This is a genomic window from Weizmannia sp. FSL W8-1119 (assembly GCF_038008605.1).
GTDB lineage: Bacteria > Bacillota > Bacilli > Bacillales > Bacillaceae_C > Weizmannia > Weizmannia coagulans.
The window spans coordinates 2,936,844-2,949,968 of record NZ_JBBOZL010000001.1; the positions used below are offsets into that span (position 1 = coordinate 2,936,844).

Genomic DNA, 13,125 nt, shown 5'->3' on the forward strand with positions numbered 1-13,125 from the left:
TGCCGCTCGGGGGGAATGCTTTTGCGGGCAAAAGCGGCTTCTTCCGCTTTAAAAAAAGCAACGGGAGCTGCCGTTGCTTTTTTAATGGGGCGCCGGCACTTTTGCCATACCGGCATTTTTACTTGTAAAGAGTCGCAGCCGGATACAAACCGGCCCGCTCGTAAAGCTGATGATGCTCTATTTTTTTGGCCCCGCCTTCGTTTGGTTAAAATGGTTTGCGGTTTGTTGTTCTTCTCGGCTTTCTTCCCTTATTGTAAGACCCTTTGTAGGACCCTGCAGGCTTGCCCCGTCTGCTATGGTCTTTTTTATGCGGAAGCGGCCGTTCTTCTGAAATATGAACTGGTGTTTTATCCGGCTCTTTCGTCATCAGTTTCAAAGCAGCTGCCGTGACCTCGGCCGGGTCATATTCTGCAAGCAGCTCTTTCGCTACCGACATATATTCATCAATATTGCCTTCTTTGATGGTTTCCCCGATCCGTTCCATGGTGACGCGCTGCTGCCCTTCAAACGCTTCATCCCAGGTCGGCGGGCGCATCGGGAGCATTCTCTTTTTCGTTGTCTGTTCAACCGTTTTGAGATAGCCCATTTCCCGCGGCGTGACAAAGGTCATTGCCATGCCTTCCCGTCCGGCACGGCCCGTTCTTCCGATCCGGTGCACATAGGATTCCGGGTCCTGTGGAATATCGTAATTGTAAACATGGGTTACACCCGAGATATCCAGCCCGCGTGCCGCAACATCGGTGGCAACAAGCACATCAATTTTCCCGTCTTTAAACTTTCGGAGTACCGATAAGCGTTTCGCCTGGCTCAAATCACCGTGAATACCTTCTGCAAGATAGCCGCGCAAGGTCAGGGCATTCGCCAGTTCATCGACTCTCCGCTTCGTCCGCCCAAACACAATCGCAAGGTCCGGAGACTGTACATCCAAAAGCCTTGACAATACATCGAATTTTTCACGTTCCTGGACTTTAATGTAGTATTGTTCAATAGACGGAACGGTCATTTCTTTTGCTTTCACACGGACAAGTTCCGGGTTGTTCATGAAGCGTTCGGCAATTTTCCGGATCGGATCCGGCATGGTTGCCGAGAACAGCATCGTTTGGCGGTCTTTCGGCACGGTGGAAAGAATGGCTTCAATGTCATCAATAAAGCCCATATTCAACATTTCATCCGCTTCGTCAAGCACAAGCGTATGCACATGGTCGAGTTTCAAGGTTCCCCGGTGTATATGGTCAAGAATCCGTCCCGGTGTTCCGACAATAATTTGCGGATGGTTCTTCAGCGCACGGATCTGACGCGAAATATCCTGACCGCCATAAACAGCCAGCACATGAACGCGCGAATACTGGCCGATCCGGTACAATTCTTCAGATACCTGAATGGCAAGCTCGCGTGTTGGCGCGATAATGATTCCTTGAATATTACGGCTTCTATGATCAATCTTTTCAATTAACGGTATGCCAAATGCTGCAGTTTTTCCCGTACCTGTCTGCGCCTGGCCGATAATATCCTTCCCTTGCATGGTGAGCGGAATGGTAGCTGCCTGAATCGGCGATGCCTCTTCAAATCCCATTCTTTTCACAGCTTTTAAAATCGCCGGGCTTAAATTTAATTCTGAAAACTTCGTCAATCTTCTCAATCTCCTTCTAAACGTTCAACAGGGCCGCATGTCTTCCTTAGGGTTTTACCCTTTTCGGCAAAAAAATATACTCTTTTGAGCATTGTCAGCTAAAAGCGTAAACGATGTACGGTAATCGTAACATGAATACGGCAAGATTTCAACGAATATGGAGCCGTGGTTTTTTCACAATCATTTTGGAACTTTCAATTTTTCGGTACCAATGGTCGCCGCTATATTGAAAACTTCCTGTCGAAACCAGAATGCAAGGACAAAATTCCAAAAAACGGAACACAGGGAAGGCTCTTTTTCCATATTCCGTTTCAGCCTTCACATTCACTTGTGGAAGTAATCGTACGACATCGGCATTGGCCACATGTTGTTTGGGATTTAAAAAATCAGTTCGCCATACGGTTATAGGCAAGAAGACTAAAGATCAGGCCTTATTGACTCTTACTGAGCGCAAAACCCGTAAAGAAATAATTTTGAGAGTGACAGCCAAGGATAGTCTATCCGTTTCAGAAGTCATATCTCAGTTGAAAGTGTCTTACGGTAATCGGTTCTCTAAAGTGTTTAAAACCATTACGGCTGATAACGGTTCTGAATTTGCTGACCTCGGCCTTAGTGTTGAAAAAGATCTAACAGAGGTTTATTTTACACACCCTTACACATCCTGTGAACGAGGAACCAACGAGCGTCATAATGGCCTTATTAGGCGCTTCATACCAAAGGGGAGACCCATTTCCTCTGTGGCAGACGAAACCATTACCTATGTTGAAAATTGGCGTAACCATCTTCCAAGGAAGATCCTCAATTATCGTACACCTGAGGAGTGTTTCCAAATAGAGTTAGCTGGCTTAGCTTCTTAACCTTAAGCCAGCTAACCCAAAGGGTTGGTTTTTAGCAACTTGACAAAGAGCCTCTGCGGGCATGGCTACCAGCCATGAAGCCAGGTATACGGTACTGGCTGGGCCAACCAGGCTACCATGCCCGCCACTCCACGTCAAGTTGCGCAGCGTGTCCCGATTCTACTTAATCATGGGTTATCTGGTCTTTCAATACTTGTTGCATTTAATATTGCAATTTAAGATTTTAATTTCTTCAATCCATGGAAGAATAATGGCGCACTTTTAACCCATCGACTCTGTTTATGCACTTTCATCGTTTGGGTTCATTTTTTCCATTTATGGCATCCATTTTGCTTTTATAAGTTGTACAGGCTATGGTTTCTGAATACAAATATACTAATCGCTATGGAAAGGCTGGGGAAAATGATGGAAAGCATGATTAGTTATATTTTTTTGGGGCTATCGCTTGCTGCGCCGATCGGGCCGGTGAATGCCGCTCAAATTGACAAGGGGATTAAAAATGGCTTTCTCCACTCATGGCTGCTCGGAATCGGCGCCATGGCAACAGACGGTTTGTATATGCTGCTCGTTTATCTCGGTGTCGTCCATTTGCTCAGCATCGGATTTGTAAAATCATTCCTTTGGTTTTTCGGATGCTTTGTCCTTACATACACCGGCATTGAAAGCATGATTGCAGCCAATCAGCCGATTTCCGGTTTGATGAGAAACAAAGAAAAATTGTCAAAATCATTCCTGACCGGTTTTCTAATGTCTCTGACCAATCCGCTCACCATTTTATTCTGGCTCGGCGTTTACGGTTCCGTGCTTGCAAAAACGGCTGAATCCGTAGGCCCGCAGCAGTTTCTCCTCTACAGCCTGGCCATCTTTATCGGGGTGGCGCTGTGGGACTTTTCGATGGCTGCCGTCTCAAGCAGCTTCGGAAAACTGTTAACCAACCGTTTGATTCTTTTCATTTCGAGACTGTCCGGCCTGTCTCTTGTCGGTTTCGGCATTTATTTCGGCATTCAGGCGGTCAAGAGCCTGTAGCATAAGCAAACAAAAGGCCCGCCGGACTCTTGTACCTTTTCGCTGGTTTTCCGGAAAAATCAGCCCATCCTTGCTTTCCGCCCGCTTTTTCCCGTCCGGCCCTTTTTGCCGATTCAGTCACCCTTTTTTCAAATAAAGGAACGATTTCTGAAGTGGGCATGGAATCCTTTCATTTAAACCGCGCTTTTCGAAGTGCACCGGGTTTTTCCCCTTTTCGCCGGTTCTTTCGCTTTTTCCGGATCTTTTTCGCCTTTTCGGCTGATTTCAGCAGGCAACTTGTATTTGTTCCCTAGTTTTCAAGAGAAATTTCCCGTATACTTATCATAAAAGCAATCAAACTTATAAGTTGGAGGAGAATTGTCAATGGCAGCATCACATATCCAAGCAGTTCTCTTTGATTTAGACGGGGTCATCACAGATACTGCGGAATACCACTACTTAGCATGGAAAAAGCTAGCTGATGAGCTGCAGGTTCCTTTTGACCGCCATTTTAATGAAGCGCTTAAAGGGCTTAGCCGCATGGACTCTTTAAAGAAAATATTGGAGAACGCCCGGCCGGAGACTTCCTTTTCCGAAGAAAAGCTGAACGAACTCGCGGACAGGAAAAATGAGTATTACAAAAAACTGATCCGCCAAATTTCCCCTGCCAATTTGCTTCCCGGCATCCAAAACCTGCTCGAAGATATAAAGAAAAGGGGAATCAAAACAGCGCTGGCTTCCGCGAGCAAAAACGCCATGTTTGTAATTGACAGACTGGGGATAGCTTCCTATTTTGATGAAATCGTGGACGCTGCCCGCATTCAGCACGGAAAGCCGGATCCGGAAATCTTTTTAACCGGCGCCCGCAAGCTGGACGCGGATCCGGCCTTTTGCATCGGGATTGAAGACGCGGAAGCCGGGATCCAGGCCATTAAAGCGGCCGGCATGTTTGCAGTCGGAGTCGGCACGCCGGATAAAATGAAGCAGGCGGATTTCCTTGTTGAAGGAACCCGGGACCTTGATTTTGAAAAAATTGAAAGCGCATTTCTTCTGAAAAATAAAGGATGAGGCGTCATGGTTACCATTTCCGATGTCGCAAAACAGGCGAATGTTTCCAAAATGACGGTTTCACGGGTCCTTAACCACCCCGAACAGGTTAGAGATGATTTAAAAAAACTGGTGTATGAGGCGATGGAGCAGTTGAACTATGTGCCCAATTATGCGGCGCGTGCCCTCGTCTCCAACCGCACCCAGGTCATCAAGTTCCTGATATTGGAAGAAATGGACACGACAGAGCCGTATTATATGAACTTGCTGGCCGGCATTGCCAGGGAGCTGGACCGGAACCACTACTCGCTTCAGCTGGTCACACGGAAATCGAAGGACATCGGCCAGTGCGACGGCGTGATTGCAACAGGTGTCCGCAGCCAGGATTTTGATACCATTTTAAAAGAATTTTCCAAACCGGTGATTTTATTCGGGCAAAATGACAGAGGGTTTGATTTTATTGATGTGGACAATGAAAAAGGCGTACGGCTGTTAACAGAGCATGTCATTCGCCGCGGATTTAAAAAAATTTATTTTTTCGGCATTGACCTGCAAGAACCGTTTATGTTTGCGAGACAAAAAGGTTATCTGGATGCAACCGAAGCAAACGGATTGCCGCCGTTTCTTTGCAGGGTCAAAAACAGTTCAAGCGCCGCCCAACAAAAAGCGGAAAAAATTTTGTCCAGCCGGAAGGAAAGATGCGCGTTTGTATGCGCAAGCGACCGGATTGCCCTCGGTGTGATCAGAGCCGCCCAATCGCTGCAGCTCGCCATACCAAGTGAGGTTGCAGTCACCGGTTTTGACGGGGTGTTTCTTGACCGGATTTCCGCCCCCCATATTACAACCGTGCGCCAGCCCGTTGTAAAAATGGGGGAAGCGTGTGCACGTATGCTGTTGAAAAAAATTCAGGAAAACGGGAAATCCCAGGGGCACCGGTTTTTTGAACCGGAAGTGGTCATCCGCCCCTCCACCGTCTGTGAATAAGCAGTCTTACACCGGTTGCTTATTTTTTTCAGGATGGGCTTGGGCCAATCAAACCCGTAAAAAGTATTTTGTTAACGGTAACATCGCTGAAAAATTTGTTCCGCATAAAGGGGTGATGATACGTTGAAAGAGTATAGAAGAAACGTGGAGGTGAACCGCTTTGCAAGATGCGTGGTGGAAAGATGTCATTTATCAGGTATATCCGCGCAGTTTCAAAGATTCAAACGGGGACGGCGTGGGCGATATCCCGGGCATCATTGAAAAGCTGGATTATATCCGCGATCTCGGGGCAACGGCCATCTGGCTCAATCCAATTTTTGAATCGCCGCATGTGGACAACGGCTATGATGTCAGCAACTACGAAAAAATCGACCCGGTTTTCGGCACGATGGAAGATGTGGAACGTCTGATTCAGGAAGCGAAAAAACGCGGGCTCAAAATCATTCTGGACCTTGTGCTGAACCATACGTCAGACCGCCACCCGTGGTTCCGGGAAGCGCGGAAAAGTAAAGAAAATCCGTACAGGGATTACTACATTTGGCATGACCCAGTAGAAGGGCGTGAACCGACGAACTGGGCGAGCTTTTTCGGCGGCAGCACATGGGCCTTTGATCAGCAGACCGGGCAATATTATTTTCATCTGTTCAGCGATAAAATGCCCGACCTGAACTGGGAGAACAAAAAAGTGCGCGAAGAAATGGCAAAAATCGCCCTATTCTGGCTGGATAAAGGTGTGGATGGATTCCGGCTGGATGCGGTCATTCACCTGGCAAAGGACACCCGTTTTCTTCCCGTTAAAACAAACTCGGAAGAAGCGTTTGTGCTTGCAGAACAGTATTATGCCAACCTGCCGCGTGTCCATGATTATATCCGTGAATTTAACCGTACAATTAAAGCGAAGCATCCGGAAGCTTTTTTAATCGGGGAAACAGCTTCCGCCGACACGAAGCTTGCCCGGCTTTATTCAAGGCCGGACCGCGAAGAATGCGACTGCATCATTACCTTTAACTACTTGGGGTTTGACACGGAAGCAAAAAAACCCGGCATTCCGCAAAACTGGCAACAGGGAAAATGGAATTTGCTTGCTTTTAAAAAAGCGATGTCCCGGTGGCAAAATGACCTGTACGGGGAAGGCTTCAATTCGCTCTACTGGAATAATCATGATATGCCGCGGGCGTTGTCGCGCTTCGGGGACGAAGGCAAATACCGGCAAAAAAGCGCAAAGATGCTTGCCACTTTGATGTATTTGCAGTGGGGGCTGCCGATTTTGCTGCAGGGCGAAGAAATCGGCATGGTGAATTTGAAGCTCCCGCGGCTTGAAGACTATGAAGACCCAAGTATCAAAGGGCTCGCCACAATTGCGAAAAAGAAAGGCTATTCGGAGGAAGAAATTTTAAAAATGGTGCAGCAGCGTTCCAAAGATACTTCAAGAGGCGCCATGCAGTGGAACAGTGATCGATACGGCGGCTTTTCTACATATGCTCCGTGGCTCGGCATCAATGAAGATACGCGGACCGTAAACGTGGCGGCGCAGGAAAAAGATCCCGGCTCCGTGCTGCATTATTACCGGAAGCTGCTCAAACTGAAAAAAACCATGCCTGTCTTTACGGCCGGAAGCTGGGAAATGCTCGCTGATGAGGACCCGGACATCTACGCGTATATACGGAAGCATGAAGGCAGCTGTGCCATGGTTGTCTGCAATACATCGAAAAAACTGCAGACCTTTACCTGCCCGGAGCTTACCCGCCACAGATGGGCATGCCTGCTCAATAACAACGGCGATCGCGGCAAAGCGGTGCCAAGCAAACTGATGCTATCGCCTTTTGAATGCTTTGTCTTATTACAAATGTAGCATAAGAGGAGGAGAAAAGATGGAACTTGCAGGAATTTTTCATCAGCCGTTCAGCGCGGATGCGTATGTATATGACAAAAAAACGATGCACCTGAAGCTGCGCACGAAAAAAGGGGATATTCAGAAAGCCGTCCTCATTTGGGGAGACCCGTATTTATTTAAAAAAAAGCAAGACGGGGAATACCACTGGGAATCTGAACGCCTCGAAATGGAAAAAAAGACTGAAACAGAGGCGCACGATGTCTGGTTTGCCGAAGTCCGCCCGCCGCACCGCCGCCTGCAGTACGCCTTTATCCTTATCGGCACGGATGGCAGCGACATTTTTTATGGCGGGCGCGGCTTTTACCCGGCAAATGAAGATACACTGCGGGTGCCTGACTATTATTTTAAATTTCCGTTTATGCACGAAACCGATATGTTCAAGGCGCCTGACTGGGTGAAGTCCACCATCTGGTACCAGATTTTTCCTGAACGGTTTGCAAACGGCAATCCCGCCATTTCTCCGGAAAATGCCCTGCCGTGGGGAAGCAAAGACCCGGGCGTGGACGACTTTTTCGGCGGCGACCTCGAGGGGATCATCGGCCATCTCGATTATCTCGCCGATCTTGGCATTAACGGGATTTATTTGACGCCGATTTTCGAAGCCCCTTCCAATCATAAATATGATACATTCGACTATTTTACGATTGACCCACATTTCGGCGATAAAGAAACATTCCGCAAACTGGTGGAAGAAGCCCACAAACGCGGGATACGGATTATGCTCGATGCGGTGTTCAACCATATCGGGAAAAATTCAAAACAGTGGCAGGATGTGCTAGAAAACGGGGAGAAATCGCGCTACAAAGACTGGTTCCATATCCACTCTTTCCCGGTCCGCGAAGGCGAAAACGGGAACATTGACGGGCAGGATACGCTCTCATTTGATACGTTTGCTTTTACGACAAGCATGCCGAAGCTGAATACGGCCAATCCCGAAGTGCAACAGCATTTGCTCGATATTGCGACTTACTGGATCCGTGAATTTGACATCGACGGCTGGCGCCTTGATGTCGCCAACGAAGTCGACCATGCTTTTTGGAAAAAGTTCCACCAGGCCGTTGTAGGCGAGAAACCAGATGTTTTTATTCTCGGCGAAATTTGGCATGATGCATGGCCTTGGCTTTTAGGCGATGAGTTTCATTCGGTCATGAATTATCCATTTACGCAGACAATAATTGAATACTTTGTGGATGAAAAAATTTCCGCCGAAAAACTGATGCACAGCCTCAACCAGCAGTTTATGCATTATATGCAGTCCAACAACGAGGCTTTGTTTAATATGCTTGACAGCCATGACACCCCGCGGATTTTGACAAAGGCAGGCGGCGACAAGCAAAAGGTGAAGCTTGCCCTTGCCTTTACGTTCGCGCATACCGGTTCGCCGTGCATTTATTACGGCACGGAGGTCGGAATAGACGGCGCAGGTGACCCGCTTTGCCGGAAATGCATGGTCTGGGATGAAGACAAGCAGGACCGCGACATGCTCGCATTTATGAAAAAGCTGATCCGCTTCCGGAAAGACCATCAACAAACCTTGACATACGGCGATCTCGTCTGGCTGAAAACCGATAACGAAAAACAAGTGGTCAGCTTCCTGCGCAAAGGGGAAAAATGCACCTTGCTGTTTGCCTTTAACCGGTCGGACCAGGAACAGGCCATCCCGTGGAGCGAGCTGGATGTAAAACCGGGCACCGCAAAAAACGTTTGGGACAACAAACCGGTTCCCAACAAAACCCTTGTCCTTTCGCCAATGGACTTTGCAATTCTGGAAATAACAGACTGACCCTCCCTCCCCTGCCTGAATCTTGGCAGGGGCTTTTCATTCTGTTACCGTTAACAGAAAATTTTAGGTTGTAACCGTTTTCCCCTCTCTTCTATAATAAAGTTGTACCAAAAAAGGGAGGTTCATAAAATGAAAGTATTCAAGAAGCTGTTCGTGCTTACGCTTGTCTTGGGCGTCATCATGGCGCTCGCCGCGTGCGGGGGATCGAAAAAAACAAACAGCGGATCTTCTCAAGACAGCGGCGGCAAAAAGACGCTTACGGTTTCCGTGGAAGAAAAATATGCCGATTATGTCAACAGTATTAAGGGCGATTTTGAAAAGAAAAACAATTGTACTGTAAAAGTGGTCAAAAAGCCGATGTTTGACCAGCTGGAAGCACTGCCTTTGGACGGCCCGGCAGGAAAAGCCCCGGATGTGATGCTCGCTTCTTATGACCGGATCGGTGGCCTCGGCCAGCAGGGGCATCTGCTTAAACTGTCCAAAAAAGATGTCAGCGCCTATGATGCAAAAGACCAGCGCCAAGTCATGATCGACAACAAAGTTTACGGCGTCCCGTTCGTTATTGAAACGCTCGTCCTTTATTACAACAAAGATTTGTTGAAAAGCCCGCCAAAAACATTTGCCGACCTTGAAAAACTGGCGAAAGACAGCAAATATAATTTTTCATCCGAATCCGGAAAGAATACAGGGTTCCTTGTTAAATGGACGGACTTCTACTATTCTTACGGCTTGCTCGCAGGTTACGGCGGCTATGTGTTCGGCGATAACGGCACAAATACAAAAGATATCGGATTAAACAATGCCGGTTCCGTAAAAGCCATTACGTACGCCACACACTGGTTCAAGGATATCTGGCCGAAAGGAATGAAAGATACAAAAAGCTCCGGCGACTTTGTAAAAGAAGAATTCTCAAAGGGCAAAGCAGCTGCCGTCATTGACGGTCCTTGGTCGGCGGAAACCTACGCGAAAGCAAAAGTAAATTACGGCGCAGCCCCGATCCCGACGCTTCCGAACGGCAACAAGTACGAAGCATTCAGCGGCGGAAAGGGATGGGTCGCTTCCAACTATACGAAAGAACCAAAACTTGCGGAAAAATGGATTCAATACGTCACCAACTCTGCAAACAGCTACAAATTCTATGAAAAATATAAAGAAATCCCTGCCAACCCGGCTGCACGCGAAAAAGCGGCTGCGACAAATGACGAACTGACAAAAGCGGTTGTTGAACAGTACAAATCCGCCCAGCCGATGCCGAACGTTCCGGAAATGGCAGAAGTCTGGACCGGTATGGAATCGACGATGTTTGACGCAGCGAGCGGCAAGAAAACACCAAAGCAGGCAGCCGATGCAGCGGTGAAGACGATCAAAGACAATATTGCCCAAAAGTATTCCAATAAATAGACCGCTTTATTCATTTCCAGGTGGGGATACGCTCCACCTGGTTTAGTAACATAAGTCAACTGCGCGTATTTTCAAGATTGGCACCCGGACCACAAAAATCTGCTGCCAACAAAAAATGAAATATTTTCAAAAGGTGTCCGTGCCGCAAAAATGCAGCACTGTATCACATGGACTTGAGACCAAGTCATCTATTGCAAAAGGCACAAAGTAGCCATATTTCGCTCATTTTCTATAGCTGCAGCATGAAAATCTGCCAGCGGGATTTTTTGGAAAGACCAATATAGAAACGAGGCGATCAAAATGGAAACCGAACTGAATAAACTGAAGGATGTCCGAAAAGCCGGCCTCTTCTCCCTGATCCCGGGGCTCGGCCAGTTTTATAACAAGCAGCCTTTTAAAGGCGTCCTTTTTCTGGCCATTTTTATCCTTTTTGTCATCCAAATGGTCATAGCAGGCATCCCGGCAATAAACGATTTTATCACGCTGGGTTCTGTCCCGCGGGTTGACCATTCGCTGTTTCTGCTGATCAAGGGTTCCCTGCAAATCATCTTGATCGCCATTTTTCTTGCTTTTTATTTGCTGAATATTTATGATGCCCGGCGTGTTGCCGCCATCTGGAACTTAAAGGGGACAGCCAACACATCTGCCAAGGCCATTTTAAAAAATGCATGGGATGCAGGCTTCCCTTATTTGCTGACGATTCCGGCTTATGTGGCCATGACATTCGTGATCATTTTTCCGGTGCTTGTGACGCTGTTCACTGCTTTTACAAACTATGATTTTTATCATATTCCGCCTTTCCGCCTAATTGACTGGGTCGGGATCAAAAATTTCTTAAATATTTTTTCACTTAGCTCGTATCGGGCCACGTTTACAAGTGTGTTCAGCTGGACAATCATCTGGACATTATGCGCGACCACCGGCCAGATTGTGCTCGGCATTTTAACAGCCTGTGTGGTAAACCAGCCTTTTATCAAAGGGAAAAAGCTGTTTCGGATCATTTTTTTGCTACCGTGGGCGGTGCCATCCTTTATTACCATTATGAGTTTTTCCAATATTTTCAATGACAGTATCGGCGCCATCAATGCCCAGGTCATTCCGCTGCTCAACCATCTTCCGTTTACCGACATTCCGGCCATCTCGTGGAAAACGGATCCGTTCTGGACAAAAGTGGCCTTGATCATGATCCAGACATGGCTCGGTTTCCCGTATATTTATGTGATGGTCACCGGCGTCCTGCAGTCGATCCCGGGCGATTTATACGAAGCCGCCATCATTGACGGCGCGAATTTCTGGCAAAAGTTCCGCAGGATTACCCTGCCGATGATTTTATTTGCCACCGCGCCTGTTCTGATCACCCAGTACACATTTAATTTCAATAACTTCACGATTATTTATCTCTTTAATAACGGCGGGCCGGGCAGTGTCGGAGCGGGAGCCGGGACGAGCGATATTTTAATTTCCTGGATTTATAAACTGACGACCGGGACATCGCCGCAGTACGCGATGGCAGCGGCGATTACCCTTATGATTTCATTTATTGTTATTGCCGTCTCGATGATCGCCTTTAAAAAGACGAACGCTTTCGGCAATGAGGAGATGATGTAGGATGAAGGCGTTAATGAAAAATCAAAAATTCACCCGTTTCTGGAACCGGTTTTTCACCTATGCGTTTTTAATTCTTTTAAGTGTAATCATTCTGTATCCGCTGCTGATTACGGCGGCGTCTGCTTTCAGGGAATCCAATATCGTTTCCTTCCAGCTGGATTTTCATTCCCATTGGACATTGGACAATTTTCGCCAGCTGTTTACCCATACGCTGTATCCGGAATGGTATAAAAACACGCTTATCATCGCGGTTGCAACGATGGTTTTGCAGGTCGTCATCGTGACCCTTGCTGGCTACACTTACAGCCGCTACCGTTTTAAAGGAAGAAAGTACAGCCTTGTCTTTTTCCTGATCATCCAAATGGTTCCGACAATGGCGGCCCTGACCGCATTTTATGTACTGGCGAATATCCTGGACGCGCTGGACACGTACTGGTTTTTAACCTTGCTTTATGTTGGCGGCGGCATTCCGATGAATACGTGGCTGATGAAAGGGTATTTCGATACGGTGCCGCGCGATTTGGACGAATCTGCAAGAATTGACGGGGCCGGCCATTTGCGCGTATTTTGGCAAATTGTGCTCCCGCTTGTTAAACCGATGCTTGCCGTCCAGGCACTCTGGGCATTTATGGGGCCGTTCGGGGATTTTTTGCTGGCCAAATTTTTGCTCCGGACACCGGAACATTTAACCGTGGCAGTCGGCCTCCAGCAATTTATTTCCAACCCGACCGAGCAAAAGGTGACGCTCTTTGCTGCCGGCGCCATTTTAGCCGCGCTGCCAATCTGTATTTTGTTTTTCTTCCTGCAAAAAAACTTTGTATCCGGGCTGACGTCGGGCGGCACAAAAGGATAAAGGGCGTAACGGGATGGACAGCTTTAACAGCTGCCGGCCCGGGCGGAAAAAACTTGTAAAAAA

General features: G+C 47.6%; 9 protein-coding genes and 1 pseudogene. 9 read left to right on the plus strand and 1 reads right to left on the minus strand.

Going from position 1 to position 13,125, the window contains the following annotated elements:
- Window positions 1-205: 205 nt before the first annotated feature.
- Window positions 206-1,630 carry a DEAD/DEAH box helicase gene (locus tag NSQ19_RS14365; protein WP_019720981.1) on the minus strand — a complete coding sequence of 475 codons (1,425 nt, stop codon included), beginning with the start codon at window positions 1,628-1,630 and terminating at the stop codon, window positions 206-208.
- Between the two features lie 398 nt (window positions 1,631-2,028).
- On the opposite strand from NSQ19_RS14365, the pseudogene NSQ19_RS14370 reads away from it, so the two are divergent.
- From NSQ19_RS14370 to NSQ19_RS14410, 9 genes and pseudogenes are all read left to right on the plus strand, one after another.
- A pseudogene (locus NSQ19_RS14370) lies at window positions 2,029-2,487 on the plus strand (IS30 family transposase); the annotation flags it as partial.
- A 405-nt stretch (window positions 2,488-2,892) separates the two neighbouring features.
- Window positions 2,893-3,513 (plus strand): LysE family transporter, encoded by a 621-nt coding sequence (locus NSQ19_RS14375; RefSeq protein WP_340703078.1) that lies wholly within the window; start codon window positions 2,893-2,895, stop codon window positions 3,511-3,513.
- Window positions 3,514-3,876: 363 nt separating this feature from the next.
- A complete protein-coding gene (gene pgmB / locus NSQ19_RS14380) occupies window positions 3,877-4,560 on the plus strand; it encodes a beta-phosphoglucomutase (RefSeq protein WP_340703079.1) in 684 nt (227 codons plus the stop codon).
- 6 nt (window positions 4,561-4,566) lie between these two features.
- On the plus strand, window positions 4,567-5,523 hold the full coding sequence (locus NSQ19_RS14385; RefSeq protein ID WP_340703080.1) for a LacI family DNA-binding transcriptional regulator: 957 nt from the start codon (window positions 4,567-4,569) through the stop codon (window positions 5,521-5,523).
- A gap of 160 nt (window positions 5,524-5,683) precedes the next feature.
- Window positions 5,684-7,375, plus strand: a complete 1,692-nt coding sequence (locus NSQ19_RS14390) for a glycoside hydrolase family 13 protein (protein WP_340703081.1) — start codon at window positions 5,684-5,686, stop codon at window positions 7,373-7,375.
- A 19-nt stretch (window positions 7,376-7,394) separates the two neighbouring features.
- On the plus strand, window positions 7,395-9,200 hold the full coding sequence (locus tag NSQ19_RS14395; RefSeq protein ID WP_340703082.1) for an alpha-glycosidase: 1,806 nt from the start codon (window positions 7,395-7,397) through the stop codon (window positions 9,198-9,200).
- 129 nt (window positions 9,201-9,329) lie between these two features.
- The gene (locus tag NSQ19_RS14400) at window positions 9,330-10,601 is read left to right on the plus strand and encodes an extracellular solute-binding protein (RefSeq protein WP_340703083.1); all 1,272 of its coding nucleotides are present in this window, start codon (window positions 9,330-9,332) and stop codon (window positions 10,599-10,601) included.
- Window positions 10,602-10,901: 300 nt separating this feature from the next.
- Window positions 10,902-12,209, plus strand: a complete 1,308-nt coding sequence (locus NSQ19_RS14405) for a sugar ABC transporter permease (RefSeq protein ID WP_340703084.1) — start codon at window positions 10,902-10,904, stop codon at window positions 12,207-12,209.
- Window position 12,210: 1 nt separating this feature from the next.
- Window positions 12,211-13,062: a sugar ABC transporter permease gene (locus NSQ19_RS14410; protein ID WP_340703085.1), complete on the plus strand. Its 852-nt coding sequence runs from the start codon at window positions 12,211-12,213 to the stop codon at window positions 13,060-13,062.
- Window positions 13,063-13,125 lie beyond the last annotated feature (63 nt).

Excerpts from the sequence above, each read along its gene's own strand:
- NSQ19_RS14375 (WP_340703078.1), top strand. The coding sequence starts at position 2,893 with ATGGAAAGCATGATTAGTTATATTTTTTTGGGGCTATCGCTTGCTGCG.
- pgmB (WP_340703079.1), top strand. The coding sequence starts at position 3,877 with ATGGCAGCATCACATATCCAAGCAGTTCTCTTTGATTTAGACGGGGTC.
- NSQ19_RS14385 (WP_340703080.1), top strand. The coding sequence starts at position 4,567 with ATGGTTACCATTTCCGATGTCGCAAAACAGGCGAATGTTTCCAAAATG.
- NSQ19_RS14395 (WP_340703082.1), top strand. The coding sequence starts at position 7,395 with ATGGAACTTGCAGGAATTTTTCATCAGCCGTTCAGCGCGGATGCGTAT.
- NSQ19_RS14400 (WP_340703083.1), top strand. The coding sequence starts at position 9,330 with ATGAAAGTATTCAAGAAGCTGTTCGTGCTTACGCTTGTCTTGGGCGTC.
- NSQ19_RS14405 (WP_340703084.1), top strand. The coding sequence starts at position 10,902 with ATGGAAACCGAACTGAATAAACTGAAGGATGTCCGAAAAGCCGGCCTC.
- NSQ19_RS14410 (WP_340703085.1), top strand. The coding sequence starts at position 12,211 with ATGAAGGCGTTAATGAAAAATCAAAAATTCACCCGTTTCTGGAACCGG.